20 protein-coding genes, 4 tRNA genes and 1 pseudogene are annotated in these 24,404 nt (G+C 57.1%); 7 read left to right on the forward strand and 18 right to left on the reverse strand.

The annotated features are described in order from the left end of the window. Window positions 1–132: 132 nt before the first annotated feature. The 3 genes from JOE33_RS10355 to JOE33_RS10365 form a co-directional block, all read right to left on the reverse strand. Window positions 133–765 carry a LysE family translocator gene (locus tag JOE33_RS10355; RefSeq protein WP_054992671.1) on the reverse strand — a complete coding sequence of 211 codons (633 nt, stop codon included), beginning with the start codon at window positions 763–765 and terminating at the stop codon, window positions 133–135. 63 nt (window positions 766–828) lie between these two features. Beyond that, window positions 829–1,992, reverse strand: coding sequence for a beta-methylarginine biosynthesis bifunctional aminotransferase (locus tag JOE33_RS10360; protein ID WP_187625638.1), 1,164 nt, complete (start codon window positions 1,990–1,992; stop codon window positions 829–831). Then, on the reverse strand, window positions 1,989–3,041 hold the full coding sequence (locus JOE33_RS10365) for a 2-ketoarginine methyltransferase (protein WP_187625637.1): 1,053 nt from the start codon (window positions 3,039–3,041) through the stop codon (window positions 1,989–1,991). The genes JOE33_RS10360 and JOE33_RS10365 overlap by 4 nt, the downstream gene beginning before the upstream one ends. Before the next feature lie 790 nt (window positions 3,042–3,831). Here JOE33_RS10365 and JOE33_RS10370 point away from each other — a divergent pair. Together JOE33_RS10370 and JOE33_RS10375 are read left to right on the forward strand one after the other, a co-directional pair. Then, window positions 3,832–4,800 (forward strand): ParB/Srx family N-terminal domain-containing protein, encoded by a 969-nt coding sequence (locus tag JOE33_RS10370; RefSeq protein ID WP_187625636.1) that lies wholly within the window; start codon window positions 3,832–3,834, stop codon window positions 4,798–4,800. 297 nt (window positions 4,801–5,097) lie between these two features. Continuing rightward, window positions 5,098–5,427 (forward strand): annotated as a pseudogene (locus tag JOE33_RS10375) (TraI domain-containing protein); the annotation flags it as partial. 706 nt (window positions 5,428–6,133) lie between these two features. Here JOE33_RS10375 and JOE33_RS10380 read toward each other — a convergent pair. The 7 genes from JOE33_RS10380 to rluD all read right to left on the reverse strand — a co-directional run bounded on the left by JOE33_RS10380 (window position 6,134) and on the right by rluD (window position 11,276). Continuing rightward, window positions 6,134–6,210, reverse strand: a tRNA-Pro gene (locus JOE33_RS10380). Window positions 6,211–6,307: 97 nt separating this feature from the next. Further along, a tRNA-Lys gene (locus JOE33_RS10385) sits at window positions 6,308–6,383 on the reverse strand. Window positions 6,384–6,388: 5 nt separating this feature from the next. Beyond that, window positions 6,389–6,465, reverse strand: a tRNA-Pro gene (locus JOE33_RS10390). Between the two features lie 29 nt (window positions 6,466–6,494). Beyond that, window positions 6,495–6,570 (reverse strand) — tRNA-Asn (locus JOE33_RS10395). Window positions 6,571–6,864: 294 nt separating this feature from the next. Beyond that, window positions 6,865–9,429: an ATP-dependent chaperone ClpB gene (gene clpB, locus JOE33_RS10400; RefSeq protein ID WP_054992674.1), complete on the reverse strand. Its 2,565-nt coding sequence runs from the start codon at window positions 9,427–9,429 to the stop codon at window positions 6,865–6,867. Between the two features lie 159 nt (window positions 9,430–9,588). Then, window positions 9,589–10,317, reverse strand: coding sequence for a peptidoglycan editing factor PgeF (gene pgeF / locus JOE33_RS10405; protein ID WP_187625635.1), 729 nt, complete (start codon window positions 10,315–10,317; stop codon window positions 9,589–9,591). Beyond that, window positions 10,314–11,276, reverse strand: coding sequence for a 23S rRNA pseudouridine(1911/1915/1917) synthase RluD (rluD, locus tag JOE33_RS10410; RefSeq protein WP_187625634.1), 963 nt, complete (start codon window positions 11,274–11,276; stop codon window positions 10,314–10,316). The genes pgeF and rluD overlap by 4 nt, the downstream gene beginning before the upstream one ends. A 149-nt stretch (window positions 11,277–11,425) precedes the next feature. On the opposite strand from rluD, the gene JOE33_RS10415 reads away from it, so the two are divergent. From JOE33_RS10415 to JOE33_RS10430, 4 genes are all read left to right on the forward strand, one after another. Then, window positions 11,426–12,448, forward strand: a complete 1,023-nt coding sequence (locus JOE33_RS10415) for an outer membrane protein assembly factor BamD (RefSeq protein ID WP_010427430.1) — start codon at window positions 11,426–11,428, stop codon at window positions 12,446–12,448. Between the two features lie 119 nt (window positions 12,449–12,567). After that, window positions 12,568–12,807, forward strand: a complete 240-nt coding sequence (locus tag JOE33_RS10420) for a PP0621 family protein (protein WP_011266590.1) — start codon at window positions 12,568–12,570, stop codon at window positions 12,805–12,807. Continuing rightward, window positions 12,797–14,389 carry an ATP-binding protein gene (locus JOE33_RS10425; protein ID WP_054992677.1) on the forward strand — a complete coding sequence of 531 codons (1,593 nt, stop codon included), beginning with the start codon at window positions 12,797–12,799 and terminating at the stop codon, window positions 14,387–14,389. The genes JOE33_RS10420 and JOE33_RS10425 overlap by 11 nt, the downstream gene beginning before the upstream one ends. Window positions 14,390–14,391: 2 nt before the next feature. After that, a complete protein-coding gene (locus JOE33_RS10430; RefSeq protein WP_187625633.1) occupies window positions 14,392–15,729 on the forward strand; it encodes a sigma-54 dependent transcriptional regulator in 1,338 nt (445 codons plus the stop codon). Window positions 15,730–15,856: 127 nt separating this feature from the next. On the opposite strand, the gene thiO is transcribed toward JOE33_RS10430, so the two are convergent. From thiO to JOE33_RS10465, 7 genes are read right to left on the reverse strand one after another with little or no spacing between them, the layout of a single operon-like run. Continuing rightward, on the reverse strand, window positions 15,857–16,960 hold the full coding sequence (thiO, locus tag JOE33_RS10435; RefSeq protein ID WP_122589375.1) for a glycine oxidase ThiO: 1,104 nt from the start codon (window positions 16,958–16,960) through the stop codon (window positions 15,857–15,859). Window positions 16,961–16,985: 25 nt separating this feature from the next. Then, entirely contained in the window at window positions 16,986–17,390 is a 405-nt protein-coding gene (locus tag JOE33_RS10440) for a type IV pilin protein (protein WP_122589377.1), read from the reverse strand. Window positions 17,391–17,401: 11 nt separating this feature from the next. Beyond that, complete coding sequence (locus JOE33_RS10445; RefSeq protein ID WP_054992681.1) at window positions 17,402–20,599, reverse strand: PilC/PilY family type IV pilus protein; 3,198 nt, start codon at window positions 20,597–20,599, stop codon at window positions 17,402–17,404. Next, window positions 20,586–21,092, reverse strand: a complete 507-nt coding sequence (locus JOE33_RS10450; RefSeq protein WP_054992706.1) for a PilX N-terminal domain-containing pilus assembly protein — start codon at window positions 21,090–21,092, stop codon at window positions 20,586–20,588. Before JOE33_RS10450 ends, JOE33_RS10445 begins: the two co-directional genes overlap by 14 nt. 11 nt (window positions 21,093–21,103) lie before the next feature. Then, window positions 21,104–21,808, reverse strand: coding sequence for a prepilin-type N-terminal cleavage/methylation domain-containing protein (locus JOE33_RS10455; protein WP_054992682.1), 705 nt, complete (start codon window positions 21,806–21,808; stop codon window positions 21,104–21,106). Beyond that, window positions 21,805–22,320, reverse strand: a complete 516-nt coding sequence (pilV, locus tag JOE33_RS10460; protein ID WP_054992683.1) for a type IV pilus modification protein PilV — start codon at window positions 22,318–22,320, stop codon at window positions 21,805–21,807. Before pilV ends, JOE33_RS10455 begins: the two co-directional genes overlap by 4 nt. Then, window positions 22,310–22,801 carry a GspH/FimT family pseudopilin gene (locus tag JOE33_RS10465; protein WP_187625632.1) on the reverse strand — a complete coding sequence of 164 codons (492 nt, stop codon included), beginning with the start codon at window positions 22,799–22,801 and terminating at the stop codon, window positions 22,310–22,312. The genes pilV and JOE33_RS10465 overlap by 11 nt, the downstream gene beginning before the upstream one ends. 131 nt (window positions 22,802–22,932) lie before the next feature. On the opposite strand from JOE33_RS10465, the gene JOE33_RS10470 reads away from it, so the two are divergent. Further along, window positions 22,933–23,433 carry a GspH/FimT family pseudopilin gene (locus tag JOE33_RS10470; protein ID WP_187625631.1) on the forward strand — a complete coding sequence of 167 codons (501 nt, stop codon included), beginning with the start codon at window positions 22,933–22,935 and terminating at the stop codon, window positions 23,431–23,433. Between the two features lie 6 nt (window positions 23,434–23,439). On the opposite strand, the gene ispH is transcribed toward JOE33_RS10470, so the two are convergent. Next, window positions 23,440–24,387 carry a 4-hydroxy-3-methylbut-2-enyl diphosphate reductase gene (gene ispH, locus JOE33_RS10475; RefSeq protein ID WP_032613232.1) on the reverse strand — a complete coding sequence of 316 codons (948 nt, stop codon included), beginning with the start codon at window positions 24,385–24,387 and terminating at the stop codon, window positions 23,440–23,442. Between the last annotated feature and the right edge of the window lie 17 nt (window positions 24,388–24,404).

Below are 24,404 nucleotides of genomic sequence, written 5' to 3' on the forward strand. Positions count from 1 at the left end.
AATCACGCCTCGAAGCCAACAAAGAATCACTTATTACCGACACTCGCAGCAACGCTGAACGAACAGTCGCTTTTGAATTGCGTGGAGAACTTCAAAGACACCCTCAGAACATTCGTCACTGCGCATTACTGCTTAGCTATTGGGTCGTTCCTGAGTGAGCAGAGCCAGGCCCAACACAATAAAAGTGGTCCCGCTTATTCGATTGATGATTCGCTGCGCCTTCATGGACATAAGACCTCCTGTAATCGCACCGAGCCGATGTACACCCAGCATCAAAGCGATATCCCATGTGACCTGTAGAGCGACGAAGGTAGCCCCAAGAATCAGCAGTTGAGCTTCCATGTGACCGAGCTCAGGATCAGCGAACTGAGGCACGAGCGAAACGTAAAACAATATAGCCTTGGGGTTCGCGGTTTCGACGATGAACCCTTGTAAAAGCGGTGTTGCTGACGTTTCTATTGTGCAGGCGTGTTTGGCCTCGGGGCGGGTAAGAAACGTGCGAACCCCAAGTGCGACAAGGTATGCGCACCCGATAAACTTCAGAGCCACGAATGCGGCCGGATAGGCTGCAAAGAGTTGGGCTACTCCGAACGCGAGCGCCATGGTGATGGTCAGCCCGCCGAGCGCCATGCCAAGTGCGTTGCGGCAAATCACTTGTCGAGAGCTGCGCATCCCAACGGCGATTGCATAAGCAAAACTGGGCCCTGGAACGACAAGGACGATAAGGCTAGTGAGGATAAAAGAAAGATACAGATGTACATTCATTGAGTAAGTTTTCAATACATCGAGGGTTCAGCCCGCAGGATGCGGGCCATATTTGATTTTTATTCAGACATCGGCGTAGCGTTCGATGCCCTGGCGAAGCAGCTCAAGGGCATTGTGAGTGATCGATTCCGGGTAGCCGGTCGGGATACGGATATGCGCACCTTGGGCGCCTGAATAGTTGCTCGCAGTAGCCAGCACCAGGCCGTACTCGCCCAACATTTGATCGGCGAAACCCTCGATGTCATGGACTGGCAGGTTGACGAACACCTGGGTGCCCGCAGGTGGCAGCGATGCGTACCTCGACAGGTGGCGGCCGAGGAACTCTCGAACGATGGCCCGGCTGCTGACCACTTGTTGATGCAGCGGTGCATTTCCCATCGAGATCAAGGACGCTGCCTTGGTTTGCGCAGGCGAGCAGACGGCGACACACTCAATCTCCAGCATCCCCGCCATCGCCTCGACATTGTCCGAAGAGGAGGCTACCCAACCGATCCGCAAACCAGGCGAGCCATAGTTCTTCGACACTGAATTAACGGTGTAGAGCAACGAAAGATCGTTTGTGCAAGCGAAGGGTGAGCGTATCTTCTGGTCGTCGAAGATGAAGGAGTCGTACACCATATCCAGCACCAGCGAGATGCCGCGCTCGGCCAGACTCGGCACCAGCTGCTCTATAAAGGCGTCTGAGTAAATCCCACCCAATGGATTATGTGGAAAGTTGAGGTACACCAGGCGGGTGTCTGCGCGGCATACCGCCAGGATCTCTTCGACGGTAGGGAAGGCAGCACTCATCTGATAGTAGATCAGATCGTAGCCCGTTGCTTCCAGCAGGGCGGGGACGGCACCGAATACCGGCGCCAGGCACACTGCTGAGCCAGGCTCGGCGCTACGGCGCTTGATCTGGCGAAACACAAGCGACAAGCCGTGCATTCCGCCATTGGTGACGAGGAAATTCTCGTCTGACAAATCCAGCCCGTACAGCGCGTTGTCGCGGGCGCAGATGGTGTTGATCAATGGTGGGGCACCATTGCAGTCGGCGTATTGAAAGATGTCGTTGCTGGCGGCAAACGGAGTCGGTGCTGCCGCACCTGGCCATACCGGAACATTCTCCACGAAGTAGCAAGCCGACTCCTGCAGCTCCGAACGAGCGTATTTCAGGCGCTGCTGAAGCACGCTCAGGCAGCTATCTGGCCGGACGATCTGGTGGCGTTTGTTGTAAGCCAAGGTCATGCCCTCCGCAGCAGATAGCCGATTTCCAGACCGGTCGAGTCAACCTGGTCAGACGTCGTCTCGCGGGTGACCAGGGACAAGCCAGCCTCGGCAAAAATATCCAGCCAATCCGCGTCTTGCACCAACAATTGATTGGTGAAGCAATGCAACAGATAGTAAGGGTTGTAATAAGCGAGCGCTAAGCCGTGGCGCATTGCGCCGGCATTGTCGAATTGGTTGTCGACTTCGATAATGATCAGGTTGATGACAGGGAAACGGTGGACAATCTTTTTCAGGAAGTTAACCACTGCCGGTCGGCCGGCCTGGCCAAGGATCTCATGCAGCACAAAACCAAGCACGATGAAATCGGGCTCGAAATCGAAATCCGAATCCAGGAATTCGACTGCCCCGCTGTGGCTGATGTGAACTCGATGCGACAGACCTTCTTTCTCGATCAGGTCTACAGCCTCCTCGAAGCCTCCGCGGTCCGGTTCGGCGCCCCAGGCCTGGATCTGCGGAAGCGCCTTGCAGAATTCGGCGAGGTATCGACCGTTTCCGCAACCCAGGTCCAGCAGTTTTGTGCATGTACCGGGAGCTTGGGCCATCAAAGACCTGGTCAAGGGGATAGCGTCAAAGTGGCTGATACCACAACTACCTACACCGACCTTGGTTGCGTCGCGGGTGGCCCAACCGGCGCCCTCTTGAAGGCGTTCGCCCATTTGTAGGAAGGTTGTGGCATAGCCACCGACCAGCATCACATACCAGCCCTCGAAAGGTGCCAGCGCGTGCCCTTCTTTCGATAACGAGAAACCGTCTATTGTTTCCAGAAGAATCCCTTCGTTCTTCAGGTACCTGAATAAGCCCAGTAACTTCTCTTTCTCCATTCCGAGTTCATTACAGGCCACCTCCGGCGAGGCGACCTCGTGTTTAATCAGCAAGGAAAATAATTTTGTATCGAAGAGATGATAAATCGAGATAGCCAGAACAAACTGTCGAATCGGTTCAATACCCTTAATAAGGGTTGTCTCAAAGCCAGTGTTTTCGCTTTTTATAGAGTCAAGCAGATTCATTGTATGCAATGTCCATTTGTTTATTGATTAATCCGTTAATGTTTATATTTTTACACAAAATACAAAAAGGGTGTCAATTATTTTCTCGCAAAAATTCAGACTCTCCCATTCTGACGTTGATAATAGGCCGTCTCAAAATTAACATCCCTTGTACCTGCGCGCCTATGGCTGCGGGGGCTCGCTGTATAGTATTCAGGTATATTCTGCTTTAGTGCCGCCATTCCCTGATCACCAAAGAGGACGACCCAATCACCGTTTTCAGTGCCATTCTCAGCGACGTTTGCGAAGCGCATCACTCACAGGTCAATACGCCGCTCATGCACTGTTCCAAGTGTTTTTTTGCCGACCTGAACTTGCTGAACGGGAATCAAACTTGTTGAGTGCGTCTTCCACCGTCCGCATTCCGCACAGCACGCACTGAAGGAATCCCCGTTTATGGGAGCCTACAGAATTCGGAAAAAATCATACGCCAAGGTTTACGAATCTGTGGCCCCCTTAGACGTTAGCACTACCGGAAGCCGATCAAGCATTTCTGAGTCTGGACTGCTGAGAGGATCAGAAAGCCTGGTGGCTCATCCGCTGGTGCAGCCTGAGCCACTCCGCCGAAGACATGGGGTTGCGGGTTTTCAGACGTATGAAAAAAGTTGCATCCTGTTTTTGTCAATGTCGTCACGCCCCTACCCGTACCAGCCGTTTGCACGTTCTTCGGAACCCTCCAGGCCCTCCTAACCACTCATTACATCCGCTTTCGCTCTATCGATTAATACATCATCAGTAGGTACCGCCAGCTATGAACCCTATTCGCCAAGCTTTCCTCCCACAGCAGACAGCCGTGCGGGTCAATGCCGGTCAGCAGCCCAGGTCTTCGGGTCCACAGGCCCAGACTCGTCACGCCCAAAAGCTGTCGCTGGTTAAGATAAGCAATAACTCGCTGAGGGCGCTTGATGACCACCAACATGAGCCTCCGGTAAAGCGAGCAATTGAATCGATCAATGATTCTGCCTTGGACTTTAAATCAGAGCACCAAGCAGACGCTCACTATGCAACGCCAGATGGCAGTTTGACGGTCCACGCACGACTGAATGAACAATTACGCTACGACATCATCAGCATCAGTCCGCCAAACGCGAACCCTGTCTATCTTCAGGTTCCGCCGCCTGTCACCACGCACTACGATGCGTCCCCCTCCATGGCAGCTCAGACGTCACCACGTGCCTATCCGGCCCACCCCTCACGCAGTAACCTGACGCAGACGTTGATAGAGCAGCACAATCCTGGAGAAGCCACCAACACCACAGGCGCTGACCTTATTAAAACCGCACAAAATTTAATGCAGCACGGAACATTATCCCTTTCCGGCACCGAGATTGGCCAGCGGTACGGTAATTTAATGTATAAAGCTACTTATCAACCTCATTCACCTATACACATTGAAAATTCAAGCTATGCCGATTTTCTGCCTGGTCAATCTGACCTTGTAGGGGAGCACTTGGAGTTTTACAAGGATGAATTCAGGCGTGGTCTCAGTGGAAGGCAAGAGCCTATTATCGCCGCACCTACAGAGCACGGACCACTTGTTATCGTTGAAGGGCATCACAGGTTTGCGGCAGCTTTAGCTACAGGCATGCCTATAAAAGTAATGATTAATACTGATAAAGAGTCAGCAGCAGATCAGAATTGGTCGAATGTTTCCAAAATAAAAAAAGGGGATGATGGATATGAGACAGATGTTCCATCATATAAGCAACGCGGGATGTAACCTTTGCTAGCCGCCCTTGCTCGGCAGCGCCCAGGCGCTGCCGAACAAGGACATTGATCCGCTACTGCCTGCTTCAGCCTATGTAGCAGGATATGGCATCGACACCACCGAAAGAAGATATTGAAGTGTTAAAAATCGCACAGATATCATTCTTGGGGAAGCCCGATCGACAGCCGATCAGGCGGGGCTCCTGCCTGTACAAAGTCATGTTCGGCAGATGGATTAATTTGTTGCTCTGGACTAGCTAACATACAAATCAATATCTAATGAAGCACCTATACATCCAAGCCAATGAGGCTTGTCAGCAAGCCAGCCGTAGATCAGCCCAGAGCTCTTCTGCTGTCTCAGGGTATCGAACACATCCCCACGTCCAACGCCCCAATGTTTAACCTGCTCCAGGATCAGGCGATCATTCAGCCCAATGGAGAGGAGAAGGCCATCTGGAAGGCCAGCATCGACAATGGTCGCGGGTGGAAGAACACGTTCACGGTTCTGAAAATAGCGCCGGCACTGATCCGGCCAAACACAACTGATAGACCTGAGACGTACACCGGCACGCTGACCGTAGAATCTGCACCAATGGCAGATGACAACGAGCCAGTTCCTGCTGGAGGCGACGCTGCGCGCTGATAGACACCGATCAATCTCCGCTCCAGTTAAGGACTTGACTCCGTCGACTACGACTCGCGAAACGACTGCAGAAGCCGAGAGCTCAGCTGGCCGGTCCTTGGCCAAGCCTCGCGCACTGCCTACACCGATCTCGACCATGAGCCCATCAACTGCTCCAGATACCAAGACAGTGAACCGCTACGAGACGCCCTCACCCGCTAGTGGCCGCGACACCACTGTCAGCCAGCTCACATTGCCGGCGTAGGAGCTGGTACTGAACAGTGATCGAGGAAAGACCTGTCCCAAGCCAGGATGCTGGGCATCTACGTCCTGAAACGCTGGAATTGCCCGGATGGATCGGTAGGTCAGGCTGATCACCTGCGTTGGATATTTGTAAAAATACTCAATCTGCCATTATCAGCGGATATCTTGCACTGCCGATTATTCAGTTATCAGGCCTGCTTCAGATAGGCTGATACACGAGCGGCACAGTACTTTTGCCAAAAAGCGCCCCGTACACAAACTTCCGCTAGGTACGGGAGCGCTCCAATTTCCCATCACAGCTTGCTGGTGGCCTATTTCGCGTCAGGCTGCGGCTTAAGGCGATCTCAACCGAAAATGCACCCCAAAACAAAAAAGGCGTCCCGAAGGACGCCTTTTTTGTTGGACTCAAAACGAATGTTCTTGAGTCCTGATCTTCAACCCTGATACAGCTGGGCGAAAATGGTCGGGGTAAGGGGATTCGAACTCCTGACATCCTGCTCCCAAAGCAGGCGCGCTACCGGACTGCGCTATACCCCGATGATGCTAAAAAACACCTCCGAAGAGGCGTTTTCTATTTGGGTGACGCTTGTGGCGTCACTCCCTAAGATCCAGCCAGATACAAACTGACCAAAAATGGTGGGTCGTGTGGGATTCGAACCTACGACCAATTGGTTAAAAGCCAACTGCTCTACCAACTGAGCTAACGACCCAAATATGGTCGGGGTAAGGGGATTCGAACTCCTGACATCCTGCTCCCAAAGCAGGCGCGCTACCGGACTGCGCTATACCCCGACTGAAACTGCATTGAACCTTGCGAAATCTGGCTCCACGACCTGGACTCGAACCAGGGACCCAGTGATTAACAGTCACTTGCTCTACCAACTGAGCTATCGCGGAACTATCGATTTCAGATTCAACTTTACAACATGTTGCCTTGAAACCAGCTTGCTGTTAACTCGTTGATTTCAATCTCATCGACCTTTGCGCTTCGTTTGTATCGTTGCGTTCACGTCTCTGAGGCGCGCTATTCTACAATTTTAAAAACACCTGTCAACCCTATAAATTGCTTTTTAAGACAATGATTTGCGATTTTTTTTCAGATCGCCTCTCGGGCCCGATTCTACTGCTGACCGCGCCTCAAAAAAAGGCCCTCGGTCCGAGGGCCCTTCTATAGAGCGTTGACGAGCGCGGTCAGACAAACGTGATCTCGTCGTCGACCACCTTGCCGGTGATGGTGGTACCGGGCATGAAGCTGCCCGAGAGGATCATCTGCGCCAGCGGGTTCTCGATCCAGCGCTGAATCGCGCGCTTCAGAGGCCGTGCGCCATATACCGGGTCGTAACCAACGGCGATCAGCTTGTCCAGCGCCTCGGGGCTCAGGGTCATCGACAGCTCGCGCTCGGCCAGACGTTTGCGCAGGCGGCCCAGCTGGATGTCGGTGATACCGGCGATCTGGTCACGTGCCAGCGGTTCGAAGATCACCACTTCGTCGATACGGTTAACGAACTCCGGACGGAAGTGCGTACCGACTGCATCCATCACCGCAGCACGCTGCGCCTCACGATCACCGACCAATTCCTGGATCTGCGCCGAGCCCAGGTTGGAGGTCATGACGATCACGGTATTGCGGAAGTCCACCGTGCGCCCGTGGCTGTCAGTCAGGCGTCCGTCTTCAAGCACCTGCAAGAGGATGTTGAACACATCGGAATGCGCCTTCTCCACCTCGTCGAGCAGAATCAGCGAGTACGGTTTGCGACGCACGGCTTCGGTCAGATAACCGCCCTCTTCGTAACCTACATAGCCTGGCGGTGCACCGATCAGGCGAGCCACGGAATGTTTCTCCATGAACTCGGACATGTCGATGCGCACCATCGCCTCTTCGGTGTCGAACAGGAACTCGGCCAGCGCCTTGCACAGTTCGGTCTTGCCCACGCCGGTCGGGCCGAGGAACATGAACGAGCCGCTCGGACGATTAGGGTCGGACAGCCCGGCCCGCGAACGACGCACCGCATTGGAGACCGCTACCACCGCTTCTTCCTGGCCGATCACCCGGTTGTGCAGCAGGGTTTCCATGCGCAACAGTTTCTCGCGCTCGCCTTCGAGCATCTTCGACACCGGGATACCGGTCCACTTCGACACGACTTCGGCAATTTCTTCCTCGGTCACCTTGCTGCGCAACAACTGGTTTTCGGGCTTGCCGTGCTGGTCGACCATTTGCAGACTGCGTTCCAGGTCCGGAATGATCCCGTACTGCAACTCGGCCATACGGTTAAGATCGCCCCGGCGGCGTGCGGCTTCCAGTTCCTGACGGGACTGTTCGATTTTCTGCTGGATCTGTGCCGAGCCGGTGACCTCGGCTTTTTCCGAGGTCCAGATTTCTTCAAGATCCGCGTACTCAAGCTCAAGACGCTCGATTTCGCCCTGAAGTTTTTCCAGGCGCTTGATCGCCGCCTCGTCCTTTTCCTTCTTAAGGGCCTGAGCTTCTACCTTCAGCTGGATCAGACGACGCTCAAGGCGGTCGAGCACTTCAGGCTTGGAGTCGATCTCCATGCGAATACGGCTGGCCGCTTCGTCGATCAGGTCGATGGCCTTGTCCGGCAACTGGCGGTCGGTGATATAGCGATGGCTCAGCTTGGCTGCGGCGATGATCGCACCGTCGGTGATGGCGACCTTGTGGTGCACTTCGTAGCGCTCTTTCAGGCCACGCAGGATCGCGATGGTGTCTTCCTCGCTTGGCTCGTCGACCAGGACTTTCTGGAATCGACGCTCAAGCGCAGCATCCTTCTCTATATATTGGCGGTACTCGTTGAGCGTGGTAGCGCCGACACAATGCAGCTCACCACGCGCCAGCGCAGGTTTGAGCATGTTGCCCGCATCCATCGAGCCTTCGCCCTTGCCGGCGCCGACCATGGTGTGCAGCTCGTCGATGAACAGGATGATCTGGCCTTCCTGCTTGGACAGTTCGTTGAGCAGCGACTTGAGACGCTCTTCGAACTCGCCACGGTACTTGGCACCGGCAATCAGCGAGCCCATATCCAGCGAAAGCAAGCGCTTGCCGCGCAGGCCATCGGGTACTTCGCCATTGATGATGCGCTGCGCCAGGCCCTCGGCAATGGCAGTCTTGCCCACGCCAGGTTCGCCGATCAGCACCGGGTTGTTCTTGGTACGGCGCTGCAGGACCTGAATGGTGCGACGAATCTCGTCGTCACGACCGATCACCGGGTCGAGCTTGCCCTCTTCGGCACGCTTGGTCAGGTCGACGGTGTACTTGTCCAGCGCCTGACGCGACTCTTCGACGTTCGGGTCATTCACGGCACCTTCGCCGCGCAGGTTGTTGATTGCATTTTCCAGGGCCTTTTTGCTGACGCCCTGCCCCAGCAACAATTTGCCGAGCTTGCTGTTCTCGTCCATTGCCGCGAGCAGCACAAGCTCGCTGGAAATGAACTGGTCGCCTTTCTGCTGCGCCAGACGGTCGGCCTGGTTGAGCAGGCGCGCCAGATCCTGCGACATGTTGACGTCGCCGGTCGGGTTCTGGATTTTTGGCAGCCGGTCCAGCTCTGCGCTCAGTTCCTTGCGCAGGCTGTTGATGTCGAAGCCTACCTGCAACAGCAGAGGCTTGATGGAACCGCCCTGCTGCTCAAGCAGCGCCTGCATCAAGTGCGCAGGTTCGATGGCGGGATGGTCGAGGCCGACGGCCAGCGACTGGGAATCGGATAACGCTAACTGTAATTTACTGGTCAATCTGTCGATACGCATTTGTCACCTTCCTTTAATGCAGGCCGGAGCAATGAACACACCTATAAAGAAAACCTGCTTGGTAGCCAGTTAGATGCGGACGATTCTGCGCGTTTCAAGCAGGCCGGGGTTGATACAGATCAGGCAAGCCTAGCTGGCTTGTGCAAAACAGCCCGGTAATCAGGCGTGTTCGATCCAGATCAGCGAAGCGAAGCGGCCAGTGCGCGCGGCACGCCGGTAGGAAAAGAAGCGCGGATCGGTGAAGGTATCCAGCCCGCCGCCATACACGGCGCAGATACCCTGGGCGGCCAGTCGTAACCGGGCGAGCGCGTAGATGTCGGCCATGAAACGATCAGGATTCGAACTGGCGACAAACGCAGTGGCTGTCTGCGGGTGGCTGGCCATAAAGGCCTCACGCACCTCGGGACCGACTTCGAACGACGGCTGGCCGATGGCCGGTCCCAGCCAGACCATGATCTCTTCGGGAGCACTCTTCAGGCTGTCGGCAGTGGCCTCCAGCACGCCGGCCGCCAGTCCGCGCCAGCCGGCGTGCGCTGCAGCTACCCGCGTGCCGTCACGACGACAGAACAGCGCGGGCAGGCAATCGGCCGTCATGATCGTGCAGGCCACGCCAGGCGTGCTGGTCCAGCTGGCATCGGCCTCGACGACGCGGGAGGGATCGGCAGGTACGACGTCGACGCCATGCACCTGCCTCAACCATGCGGGCCGAGCATTGAGACTGGAGGTCAGGCGCTGGCGATTGGTCGCCACGGCCTGCGGGCTGTCATCGACGTGATCGCCCAGATTGAAGCTGTCGAATGGGGCCAGGCTGACCCCACCCGAGCGAGTGGTAACGCAGGACTTGATCTGTGCTGGTGCAGGCCAGTCAGGTATCAGCCAGTCATTCACCCGATGAACGCCTCACGATCCTGCTTGAGCAAGGACAGCAACCAGACGAAATCGTCCGGCAAAGGCGATTCCCAGCTCATGCGCTTACCGGTGGTCGGATGATCCAGCTCCAGGAAGCGGGCATGCAACGCTTGCCGCGGGAAGGTCTTGAGCGAATCGACCATGGTCAGGCTGGCCGCTGGCGGAATACGGAAACGACCGCCATAGGCCGGGTCGCCGACCAACGGGTAGTTGATGTACGCCATGTGTACGCGAATCTGGTGAGTACGGCCGGTTTCCAGCTTGACCCGTACATGGGTGTGCGAACGGAAGCGCTCCAGTACGCGGTAATGACTGACCGCCTGCTTGCCACCTTCCATCACTGCCATGCGCTGACGCTGCTGGCCGTGACGGCCGATCGGCGCATCGATCTTGCCACCTGCGGTCACCACGCCGATCACGATGCACTCGTAGATACGGCTGACACTGCGACTCTGCAACTGGGTAACCAGCTGTGTCTGTGCCTGAATGGTCTTGGCGACCACCATCAGACCGGTGGTGTCCTTGTCCAGACGGTGCACGATGCCGGCACGCGGAACATTGATGATGTCCGGCACATGGTGCAGCAGGGCGTTGAGCAGCGTGCCATCGGCATGACCGGCAGCCGGATGCACCACCAGCCCGGCGGGCTTGTTGATGACGAGGATCTGGTCGTCTTCATAGATGATGTCGAGCTCGATGTCCTGAGCGACCCATTCACCCTGGGCCTCCTGCTCGGCAATCAGCTCGAGAACAGCGCCACCATGCACGATGTCGCGAGGGCGCAGAACGCCTCCGTCCACAGTCAGGCGGCCGTCCTTGATCCAGGCGGAAAGGCGCGAGCGCGAGTGCTCAGCGAATAATTGTGCGGCGACTTGATCGAGGCGTTGACCGCCCAATTCGGACGGCACCTCTGCGCGGAGTTCTATATTTTCGGACATGACCAGACTAGGTGGCGGCTAGCCTTTGGTTTCGGCAGCGCGCTTGTGGTTAAATACGGCGTCTTTTGTCCCGCCGGTATCGCGGGGCGCTCATCATAACAGGACGGCCCCGCCCAAGACAGCAGGCCGTTATAGGGACGCAAGCCGCCATGCAAGTGAAACACCTGCTGCTGATCGCCATCCTCGCATTGACTGCGGCCTGTTCGTCGAAGGAAGTCATCGACGAAAACCTCAGCGAAGTCGAGCTGTACCAGCAGGCGCAGGCCGACCTGGGAAATAACAGCTATAACAGTGCCACTGAGAAGCTCAAGGCGCTGGAATCTCGCTATCCGTTCGGTCGCTACGCCGATCAGGCCCAGCTCGAGTTGATCTACTCGAACTACAAGAACGGTGAACCCGAAGCAGCCAAATCCGCTGCCGAGCGTTTCATCCGCCTGCATCCACAGCACCCGAACGTCGACTACGCGTATTACATGAAGGGCCTGACCTCCTTCGACCAGGACGTGGGCCTTCTGGCGCGCTTCCTGCCGCTGGACCAGACCAAGCGTGACCCGGGAGCTGCCCGCGACTCGTTCAACGAGTTCGCCCAGCTGACCAGCCGCTTTCCGAACAGTCGCTATTCGCCTGACGCCAAGCAGCGCATGATCTACCTGCGCAACCTGCTGGCTTCCTACGAAATCCACGTAGCCGACTACTACCTGACCCGTCAGGCCTACGTCGCCGCCGCCAACCGCGGCCGCTATGTAGTGGAAAACTTCCAGGAGACGCCTTCGGTAGGCGACGGCCTGGCGGTGATGGTCGAGTCTTATCAGCGTCTGCACCTTGACGACCTGGCTGCCACCAGCCTGGAAGTGCTGAAGACCAACTACCCGAACCACCCGCAACTGGCGGACGGCAAGTTCACCCCGCGTGAAGCCGAAGCCGATAACCGCTCATGGCTGTCGAAAGCGACCCTGGGCCTGATCGACGGTAGCGCGCCGCTGCCACCGGGCCAGACCCGCGCCGATCAGGACATGAAGAAGCAGTACCAGGACGCCAAGGACTCCATTCCGAAAGAGCTGCTGCCGGAGAATCAGGCAGAGCTGGACGAACAGGCCGAGAAAGAAGCCGAAGAGAAAGGCACCAAGAGCCGTTCGTGGTTCAGCTACATGACCCTGGGTCTGTTCGACTGATCCTGAGCACATGAAAAAAGGGGCCTTCGGGCCTCTTTTTTTGTGCATCAATTTTGCCACTGTGCGCCCGCTCGCGGCTTGGCTACACTGCGCCATCGTCAATCACTAAGCTGGTAGTCATGATTCGCTTACTTATGTGGGTCGCGTTGATCGCGGCGGTGGTCTGGTTCGTCAAGCGTCTGATCAATCCCCCCAAGCCGAAACCCCGCGCAGAGCCGCCTGAGCTGGCGTCTACCCCCATGGTGCGTTGCGCACAGTGTGGCGTTCATCTGCCACAGGATCGTGCGCTGAGCCAGGCACAGCAATGGTATTGCAGCGAGGCACACCGGCTGCAGGGCCCCGCGGCACGTGACCGCTGACTCACCGTCCCTCGTCAGCCCGCAGGCGCAGCGGATTCTGCGGCTGTACCACCTCTATCGACTGACCATCGGCATCGTACTGGTCCTGTTGATTTCCAGCAGCCTGGAAACCGAACTGCTGCAACTGGCCAACCAGAACCTGTTCCGCTCGGGCTGCTGGTTGTATCTGGTGTTCAACATTCTGGTCGTCGTGCTGCTGGAGCGCCCCAGCCGTCAGGCACAGTTTTTCGGCCTGGCGATGACCGACGCGATCATGCTGTCCGCGCTGTTCTACGCAGCGGGCGGACCTTCCAGCGGTATCGGCAACCTGTTGATTGCCTCGGTGGCGATCAGCAACGTGTTGCTGCGCGGCCGTATCGGTCTGCTGATCGCTGCGGTTTCCGCCATTGGCATCATCTACCTGACGTTCTACATCAGCTTCGGTACACCCTCGGTTTCCAACGACTACGTGCAGGCTGGCTCGCTGGGCGCCTTATGCTTCGCCGCTGCCCTGCTGGTGCAGGCGCTGACAGCGCGCATGCAGGTCAGCGAGGTACTGGCCGAACAGCGCGCGGCGGATGTCGACAGCCTTGAAACGCTCAACGCGCTGATCCTGCAACGCATGCGTACCGGCATTCTGGTGCTGGATGCCAACCATCAGGTGCTGCTGGCCAATCAGGGGGCCTTGAACCTGCTAGGCCAAGAACGACTGGTCGGCCAGATCATCGACACCTGCTCGCCACAACTGGTCGAACGCCTGCGCCAGTGGCTCGTCAACCCGATCATGGTGTCGCGCAGCATCACCACCACCCCTGTCGGGCTGGTACTGCAACCGAGCTTTGCCACGCTCAACCGTGGCGATCAGCGTCAGACGCTGATTTTTCTAGAAGACCTGTCGCAGATCGCCCACCAGGCGCAGCAGCTCAAGCTCGCCGCACTGGGACGCCTGACCGCCGGGATTGCCCATGAGATACGCAACCCGCTGGGCGCCGTCAGCCATGCGGCGCAGTTGCTTAATGAATCGGAAGAGCTCAGCGCGGCGGATCGACGCCTGGGGCAGATCATTCATGAGCAGTCGGGACGCATTGACCGGGTCATTGAAAATGTCCTGCAGTTGTCGCGCAGACGCGAAGCGCAACCCGAACTGCTCGATCTGAAAACCTGGCTGGAACACTTTGTCGCTGAATTTCGCAGTTCCGCTGCGCCCAATCAGGCGATTCATGTCGACATCAGTCCCGGCACACTGACAACTCGCATGGATTCCGGACAGCTGACGCAGATCATGACCAACCTGCTGCAGAACGGCCTGCGCTACAGCGGCAAAAATCATCCGTCAGCGCAGGTCTGGCTGAAACTGCACAATGACCAGAGGAGCGATTTGCCTACGCTGGAGGTTCTGGACGACGGGCCGGGGGTCAGCGAGCAACACCTGAGCAAGATGTTCGAACCGTTTTTCACCACTGAAAGCAAAGGCACCGGCCTTGGTCTATATCTGTCACGTGAACTGTGCGAAAGCAATCAGGCGCATCTGGAATATGCGCCCCGCCCCACGGGTGGTAGTTGCCTGCGCATTACCTTCGCCCACCCGTTCAAGACGAGCTGAGCATGAGCCAACGGCAAAAAATCCTGATAGTCGATGACGAGCCGGATATTCGCGAACTCCTGGAGATCACGCTGGGGCGCATGAAACTCGACACGCGCAGTGCCCGTAACGTTGCCGAAGCGCACGACTGGCTGGCCCGCGAACCGTTCGACATGTGCCTGACCGACATGCGTCTGCCGGACGGTAATGGCCTTGAGCTGGTGCAACACATACAGCACGGCTACCCCCACGTACCGGTGGCGATGATCACTGCACACGGCAATGTGGATACTGCGATCAACGCGCTGAAGGCCGGGGCTTTCGACTTTGTGACCAAGCCGGTCGACCTCGGCAGGCTGCGCGAGCTGGTCATTAGCGCGCTGAGCCTGCCCGGCGCACCACCCACGCGGAGCATCGACAACCGCCTGTTGGGCGACTCGCTGGCGATGCGTACCTTGCGCAATCAGATCGGCAAGCTGGCACGCAGCCAGGCGCCGATCTACATCAGCGGTGAGTCGGGCAGCGGCAAGGAGCTTGTAGCGAGGCTGATCCACGAGCAGGGCCCGCGCATCGACAAACCTTTCATACCGGTGAATTGCGGTGCCATCCCTTCCGAACTCATGGAGAGCGAATTCTTCGGCCATCGTAAAGGCAGTTTCAGCGGTGCCCACGAAGACAAGCCCGGTCTGTTTCAGGCGGCGCATACCGGCACGCTGTTTCTCGATGAGGTCGCCGACCTGCCACTGGCCATGCAGGTCAAACTCCTGCGCGCCATCCAGGAAAAATCCATCCGCAGCGTCGGCGGCCAGCAAGAGCAGATCGTCGACGTGCGCATTCTGTGCGCCACTCACAAGAATCTGAATGCAGAGGTCGCGGCCGGTCGGTTTCGTCAGGATCTGTATTACCGATTGAACGTGATCGAAGTACGCGTGCCACCGTTACGCGAGCGGCGTGAGGATATCGACCAACTGGCAGCCAGTGTTCTCAAGCGCCTTGCCGGGAACGGCGCGCAACCCGTCGCGCGCTTGAACGCGCGGGCGCTGGAAACGCTGAAGAGCTATCGATTCCCCGGTAACGTGCGCGAGCTGGAAAACATGCTGGAGCGCGCCTACACGCTGTGTGAGAACGACGAAATCCACGCCAGCGACCTGCGCCTGACCGAGTCCGCCAGCCCTCAGGAGAGCGACGGCCCAAGCCTGGCCGATATCGACAACCTTGAAGACTATCTGGAAAGCATCGAACGCCAGCTCATCCTGCAGGCACTGGAAGAAACCCGTTGGAACCGCACCGCCGCGGCAGAAAGGCTCAGTTTGTCGTTCAGGTCACTGCGCTACCGACTGAAGAAACTGGGTCTGGATTGACTGCGTGCGCGGCAAAGACCGTGTGACGCAGAGCGTCACGAAAGGCATTCCCACGCTGGAGCGTGCGGAACGATAGGTGAGCGTGAGAACACTCTCGCGCCCACGCTCCGCGTGACCGAGAGGATGGCTAGACTGCGAGGCGCCCCGCAGGCGCATAGGGTGCCGGGTCGATGATCGGCTCGCGCTCCAGCAGCAGATCAGTGATCAACTGGCAGGAAGCCGGGGCCAGCACCAGACCGTTGCGGTAATGCCCGCAGTTGAGCCACAGGCCGTCAAAACCTTCCAGCGGGCCAATGAACGGGATGCCCTCGGGTGAGCCAGGGCGCAGGCCTGCCCATTGGGCGACCGGCTCGGCATGGGCCAATGGTGGAAGCAATTCGACAGCCGACGCCTTCAAACTTTCCAATGCAGCCTGCGTGGTGGTTTTATCGAAACCTTCATGCTCCAGGGTGCTGCCGATCAGGATATGCCCGTCACGACGCGGGATCGCGTAGCGCCCTTTCGCCAGCACCATGCTCGACAGAAAATCCGATGCACATTTGTAGAGAATCATCTGGCCTTTGACCGGCTCGACCGGCAGGTCCAGCCCCAGGGTCTTGAGCAACTCGCCACTCCACGCGCCCGCCGCCAGAATCACCCGATCGCCGGTGACATCGCCTGAAGCTGTCTGCACACCTGAAATCCTGCTGCCTTCACGGGTAAAGCCGCTGACTTCGCATTGCTCGCGAATCTCGACATTGGGCATTGCCAGCAAGGCGGCCTTGAGCGATTTGACCAAGCGGGGATTACGTACGTTGGCCACATCGGCCATGTAGATCGCCCGCGAATAACCCTCACCCAGCACCGGCACGGCATCATTCACCGCCAAGATATCCACACGGCTCAACGAACGTTTTTCGCGGACAGCCCATTCAAGCGCAGACTGCTCGTCATCAAGATCGAGCCAGTACAGGCCGGTCCTGTGCACTTCAGGGTCGATACCGGTCTGTGCGAGCAAACGCTCGGCAAGGTGCGGGTAGAAGTCCTGCGACCAATGCGCCAGCGCGGTGACCGCCGGGCTGTAGCGCCACGGGTAAAGCGGCGAAACAATCCCGCCGCCCGCCCAGGAAGACTCCTGACCAACGCCCGAACGATCCAGCAGCACGACCCTGACCTGCTCGGAAGCCAGATTGAAGGCAGTCAACAGACCTATGACGCCACCGCCGACAATGACTATTTTTTGCTTGGACATCTTGGTCTCGTGAAGAGAAAACGGTTTAGCGGCCCCAACAGTCTTTTGGGGTGACGCCAGGGGTTGCGCCGGGGTTGGTACGCGCCCCGGTGTTAGTGATCACGAAACTGCCACACTTGTCGCCAGCCATTAGCGTGCCTGGGATGGGAGTGGCTGTCAGGGTGAAGTCGGTGGCGGTGGGAGCGAAAGCTATCGTGTAATAGGTATTGGCGGCAACCACTGTCGCCCCGACATAGGTGGGCTGAGTGGCTCGTGAATAAAAGCGTTCAACTGCCTGCGTTTGCTCCGATAGCAGACTGGCAATCGCCGACCGCTGGGTACGCTTCACGTACTCGGTATAACTGGGATACGCGATGGCGGCCAGAATACCGACAATCGCCACGACGATCATGAGTTCGATCAACGTAAAGCCCCTGGATGTCGCTCGCATGTCTAGTTTCCCTATTGGATTTGTCGCCACATGATGCGTTGATAAGTGCCGATACCTCCTAAACGCTCGCCAAGTCCACCAATATTTCCGCTACTGTCCGTAACATAGGTCACTGCGCGGGCGGAAGACTCAACATAAGAGGCCAGATTTGGAATACCCGCACCGAAGCTGATGCCGGAAACCAGCGCGTCCTTGTCTGTAATGTCACCGTCTCCGTCAGTATCGAGAAAACGATAAGTGAGCATGCCTCCGGTTGCCGGGTCCAGCTCAAAAAGGCGTCCTGTTCCTTTGCTTTCGCAAGGGTCGGTGGAGTTCACTGCCGCCGTTGTGAAAGCAATTCGTCCCCGGATGGCCTGTGCGGGGAAGATAATTCGTTCGCCCACAAACGGAGCGACGGTCGAAAGCGGCATATACCAGCCTTTCTTGCTCGTCCAGTCCACTTTGTCGGCAGTCGAATTGTAATAGGTTGAGCCACTGCCAGTAACACTCGTGCCGATCTGCTGAACCTGAAGATTGCTCTCTTTAATGCCACCGACTCCGCTGTCTGCGTCCCAGATAGCGTAAAAATCCTGCTGCGCATTCGTCTGTTTATCTGCGGCTTCAAGAAACTTCCCGGTGCCGAAATAGATAATCTTGCCGTTCAGCGGATGATCCAGAATAAACGGCTGCACAGTAATCGGTTGGCCGGCACCCAGTGGCGCGGTAAAGAGTGGTGTGCCGTTGAAGGCCACCTTCCAGCCGCTGGCAGCCGTGGAGCTGAGGTCAAACTTCCACATGCGCCCTTTCAGGTCGCCGGCGTAGGCTGCCTGAACAACGTTCTGTGAGTCCACACGCAACTTTACCGATGAGAGCCCGTTATCTGTTTCGCTACCGGTGACCGGTGTCGGAATTTCAGCAATCAGGGCTCCAGTCGACGCGTTGAGCACGAAAAGCGACGCCCTGCCTGTAAAGCTGCCATATCCGTTGCCGACCACGACTATCCCGGTGCCGTCGTTCATTCGGGCGGCTTCGGGTCTTGAGTAGCTGTACCCCAGGTTATTGAATTTGTTGTTGGCGTCAGAAGCGTCCGGCGCCTTCACTTCCCACAGCGCGCCTACGTTGTTGGTCGTACCCTCAAACAACCTGACAGCGAAGAACGCCTTGCCGCCAGCGCCCAGACCGCTCGCGGCGACTGTACGCCAAGTCGCGTTCTTGCCATTTTGAGTATCGAATACGCTCATCTGCCCATCGACCGTAAATTTATGTACGCCCGCCCCATAGTTACTTGCTGCAATCGTGGCCAGTGAATTCAGCGCCGTCGATGGCATGTAGGCATAGGTGCGCAGACCCGTGCCAGGAGTGATCACGTTGAAGAATCCGTCGTTGGCATTTACAAGCAGGCTTGAACTCATATTGCCAGCCTTGGCGGTCAGGTAATCAGAGTACGAAGTGGTAGTGCCGTAATCGGTGGACGTCTTGTCCGACGGGTTGGCCACCAGCAGATTGGTATTGATCAGGTCGCCCAGTACCCGTGTGCGGGTTCGAAGCGCTGAGTTTGCGGTGCCTTTGGCCCAGGCAATCATTTGCGCACCGTTCACACCGGTCGGTAACGTGGCGGTAAATGCAGTCTGCTGTGCAGAAGACAGTGCGTTGAAGTCCAGTGCAATTCTCGCGAGCGATGACGTGTTCCAGGTTTCATAGGTTGGCGCGGGGGCCGTATTGGCCAATATGGTCGTGTCCGATGTCCAGGCAAGAGCACCTGGATCCCCCGTGGTAGCGTTGAGGTTGTAGGCGTTTACCGTGCCGTGCCAGTCAGCCGGGTCATACAACGTCTGGAAGAAAAGCGTGCCTGACGCAAGGGATGATGAGTTCGATGAGGCTCCGCCACCGGACCCCGCCCTGGCGTAAATGTCAGTGAGCGCAAGGTTCAATGCACTGTTCAAACCGGCGCTGTCATTGGTCTGGAAGTACTTGCCGTGCCCGTGATCATTATTGGCGGCATCTATCAGCATCTGGTTGGCGGCCGTGAAACCGATGGTGTAAGTAATCATGTTCTGCTGCGAGAAGCCGTCGGTGTCCCAACTTTTCTTGGCCAGGTCAGTGGCAGGTGTACTGGTCGCTCTTCGCATGTCGATGTCGTAGGCGAACTTGGCAACGTCATCCAGATAAAGCGTATCGCCCTCGCCATCACCGTTAAGGTTGGCCCCGTCATTGGCCGCATTCAAATCCCAATTGGGCAATGAGCGAGAGGTATTGAGTACATCCTCCGGGTCGTTGGTCGGGAACGTTCGATCGTAAGTCGGCAAACCATCGGTCACTACGACGCCGTAGTTTTTCTGGCAACGGTATTGAATCGGACTCACATAGTTCGAACCGTTCTGATAATACGGTGACATGCCGCGAAAATACCGCGTGATCTCATAATAGGTTTCAGCCAGCGGGGTGTTGGCCGTCGGCTGCAGGTTGGCAATGGCCTGCTTGAGGGCAGCAATATTGTCATTAGCCTGCGTCTGAGTGACGCCATTGGTAGTGCCTGCCACCGGGGCTAGATCGGTGATGACTCTTGCAATCTTGCCACCGGGTCCGAGGTCAAAATTATTCGGATCGTTAAACGTAGCGAGCCCGATTCTAAGCGACGTATTGTTGGTCACCAGATTAGTCGCTACGGTTCTTGCAACGTTCATCCGGTAGTCGTTGGGGATGACACCATTCGTGTAATCGCGAACTCCCGTAAAAAACGCGGGCCGGACCAGGTCGATCAAATAGGAAAGATAATCAGCGGTATAGCGTGTCAACCCGTTTCCTGCCGGATCTGGCAGATTGAGGCAGTACTGAGTGTTATTGCGAAAAACCGCTCGGCCGCCGAACGGGCACATCAATGACAAGTCAAAAATGCTGAGCGCATTGATATCCCCCACCGACAGCGTGTCATCTCCCGATATCGTACTCATGAAGGGGCAGACAACGGTAATCACGCCACTTATGCACTGAGTGGAGTAGTAGCCGATATCTGGACGGTTGACCGATGCGTCAAACCCTGACGCCCAGATGATGTTGTACATACTCCCGGAGTTATCCACCAAAAGCATCAGGTTGGGGGGCACTGCCGACGCACTGAGCAATGGCACCTGCGCGGGTGTAAACGCATAGACCGGCGACGCCAGGTACAACGCCAACAGTGCACCGTAGACGTACTTCAATGCCCCCCGCAACCCTTTAACAGTTGGCATAAATGCTCTCCAACACCGTACGCGGAACGGTCTGACTGGAGACCGGAGCAACGGCTGTTACCCGATAAAGCGTCACGGCACTTGAAGTTTTACACTTTACCGGCGTCATCGTAGTGCCCAAATTCTGAATGGCGTACACGCCGCCGCCCGCCGCTTCAACCCATGTCACACCGGCGCTACCTGCACCTTTGCCTTGCACCGTATTGAAGTCGGTAGGTGGTGCACAATTGGTCGGGGGGGTACAGATGCTCATGGAAAAATCAGCCTTTTTGATCGCGGATTCACCGATGCGCAAAGCCGACTCAGCCATTTGAAAGGACTGGTTGCGGGCCGTGACACTGCCCGCCATCTTCTCCTGTAACGTGGCGTTCTGCATCGATGAAATACCCAGCAACGTCAGCAGTAACAGAAATACCAGGCTGACCAGCAACACCATGCCGCGCTGTTTTGCCGGAAAGGCATGTGTTGTATTGAAGCACCCAGTCTTGTTCATGTTCGGCCCGCTCAAAATCGGTTACGCAAGTAGGCGACGACACTGTACTCCTGGTCCTTGACCCGCCCGTCCGGATCCCGCAGCGTCAAGAGGATGCGTACGCTGCGTATATCGCCAGAGTTGGCTGCGGTAATGGCCTGTGTGTAAGTCATCGGATTGCCCGTCATGCCGAATAGAAAATCCAGCCTGGCCACGTTTTGCAGCAGCGGCTCTGACTTCCCTGTGGTAGTGGCCTGGATATTCAAGTTTGTGCCATTCAGTGTGTAAACCAGTTGCCGCAAGGGAAACGCGGTTTCTCCGACAGCTGGGGTACGCGCACCGGCGTATAGCTGGAGCGTTGATCTGCAATTGGAAATAATCGTCCAGGTGGGCGAGCTTCCAGTGGTGCCGATATCGGCGGTTATCAGTGTCAGTTTATTGTTCGCGCTATCCCACAGGATCGGGTTATCCAGTGCTATGGGATAGGTGATCGCTGGCGAAACGGGTATGTAATTCCTGAAACTCAGGCAGCCATACATACCGCTCATCCTGATTTCCTGTACCAGTTTGCTCAATATGAAACGGGCATCTTCCTGCATCCGCGCGGCAGCGTTCTGGCTTTGAAACGTGCCTCTGGAGGCGGTGAATATCTGGATGATGCCCAGGCTCACTACCAGCCCGAGCACCAGAGCGACCATGATTTCGACCAGCCCGAAGCCTCTGGAAATCTTTCTCATGGGGTGACCCCGATGCGCGAGACCAGCTTGAAGCTTTGAGGCGGCGGCGTGACGGTCGCACTGCCTGTTGCCTGATTGCTCGCAGCGGCAGCCCGCGTATCGTTCCAGCCAATGATAATGGTCACTTCCGGAGCCTTGCTGACATCAACACTGCCCGTGCCACTCGCGCCTGCAAAATTAATGATATTGGCCTTGAAGTCGTATAAATCCTGATCCCGAACTTTATTCGGGTTGGCTACCTGGGATGCAGTAAGGTCCGCCAACGCATACGTCGCCAACACATTGGTCGCACCATTGGCACTCGCATTGCCATCAACATTGGCGCGAATACGATCCATCATGTCGTAGGCAATAAAGCTGGCCTGGCTGCTCATGGTCGCGCTGTCAGTGTATTTGAGCGCGTTGAGCTGAATAGCCGCGGCACCCAGCAGCCCGATAGCCAGGATCAGTACCGAAACCAGTACCTCGATCAAGGTCATGCCGGTCTGGCGATGTCGGGTTTCATTGGGCATTGCAGCTTCCATTGTTTGCACTGAGAACTATTCGGCCAGTCAGGCAGATACTCATGATTTTAGTCGTACTGCCTCGGGTGTAGGTCATGTTCACCGCCGTAGCCGGAGCACTGAGGCCGCCCAGATTATTGAAATCAATTGCCGCCACATTAACGTCCGGTACCAGCGTCCCCCCACTGCTCATTGCGGCCACGTTACGAAGCGCAGTAGGCGGCGTCTTGGTGTCGGAAGCCAGATACACCTGCAAATCGCCTGTCCACGCCGTCCCGCTGGCCGGCGCTATACGCACCGTCACTCCCCTGTTTATCGCCTCGAGCCGCGCATAGTTGAGCGCCCGCTGCAAATCGCTGAGCTCGGTATCGGCCTTGTTGCTCTGGATGGAGCTGGTGAAGTTCGGGATAGCGATAGCCGCCAGGATGCCCACCAGGGACACAGTGACTAACAATTCGATGAGGCTGAATCCCTTGGCTATATAACGCATTGAGTGTCTCCTAGACGTTACGACTATAAGGCAGCAACGCCGCTGGAAAATCCATAGCGGGACGTACGGTTGTTTTGCGACGACGAACGCCCACAGGGTGCTGAAACGGCGGTTTCCAGGGAGGAAAGCTTATGAAGCATGCAGGATTCACACTGATCGAATTATTGATCGTCGTTGCACTGGTGGCCATCCTGGCCAACGTCGCAACACCGTCTTTCAAGGCACTCGTCGATTCCAGCCGTGGCCTTGCGACCGCTCGGGAGCTGGCCAGCGGCATCCGCTCGGCGAGAGCGGCCGCAATCACACGCAATCAGATCGTTACGCTTCATGCCATCGAGAACGACTGGAGCAACGGCTGGCGGATCATACTCGACGCGGATGGCAAAGGTCCCGACGAAAACGATCCGGTGCTGATAGAACGCGCCAATGACGGTACGGCCCGAGTGGTGGATAACCGCAAGCGCGCAGAGGAGATCAGTTTCAGCGGTCTGGGTACGTTGCGACGCAGAACCGCCAGGACGCTGCATGTGTGCGCCGCAGACCAGCCGGTGAGCAACTATCGAGTGATAGTCGCACCGGCCGGGCGCGTGAGGGTCGAGGACACGAAAATCGATGCTGCGCTGTGTGAATGAATAGCCTCAGAGCAGCGACTTGACGCGCAATTCCTTGGGCATGGAGAAGGTGATGTTCTCCTCGCGGCCGGCAAGCTCATCGGCACCGGTCGCGCCCCAGGCCTGCAGTTGCTGGATCACGCCACGCACCAGCACTTCGGGGGCCGAAGCGCCCGCAGTGATGCCGATACGCTCTACCCCGTCGAACCAGCTCTGCTGCATGTCTTCGGCACCGTCGATGAGGTACGCCGGAGTCGCCATGCGCTCGGCCAGCTCGCGCAGGCGATTGGAGTTGGAGCTGTTCGGGCTGCCCACCACCAACACCACATCGCATTCATCGGCCAATTGCTTGACTGCGTCCTGACGGTTTTGCGTGGCGTAGCAGATGTCGTCCTTGCGCGGCCCGCCAATGGCCGGGAAACGCTTGCGCAAGGCATCGATCACCCGGCTGGTGTCATCCATGGACAAGGTGGTCTGGGTCACGAAGGCCAGGGCTTCAGGGTTGCGCACCTGCAGGCTGGCAACATCCTCTTCGTCCTCGACCAGATAGATCGCACCACCATTGGCGGCGTCGTACTGGCCCATGGTGCCTTCGACCTCCGGGTGACCGGCGTGGCCGATCAGGATGCACTCGCGGCCGTCACGGCTGTAACGGGCGACCTCGATATGCACCTTGGTCACCAGCGGGCAGGTAGCATCGAAGACCTTCAGACCACGGCCTGCCGCCTCGGTACGCACCGCCTGGGAAACACCGTGGGCGCTGAAGATAACGATGACGTCATCCGGCACCTGATCCAGCTCTTCGACGAAGATCGCACCCCGAGAGCGCAGGTCTTCGACGACAAATTTGTTGTGAACGACTTCATGGCGCACATAAATCGGCGGACCAAACACTTCCAGAGCGCGATTGACGATTTCGATCGCGCGGTCCACTCCGGCACAAAAGCCGCGGGGGTTGGCGAGTTTGATTTGCATGCTGTGCCTCATGGTTG

It is taken from the genome of Pseudomonas sp. PvP027 (genome assembly GCF_017833005.1).
Taxonomy (GTDB): Bacteria; Pseudomonadota; Gammaproteobacteria; order Pseudomonadales; family Pseudomonadaceae; genus Aquipseudomonas; species Aquipseudomonas congelans.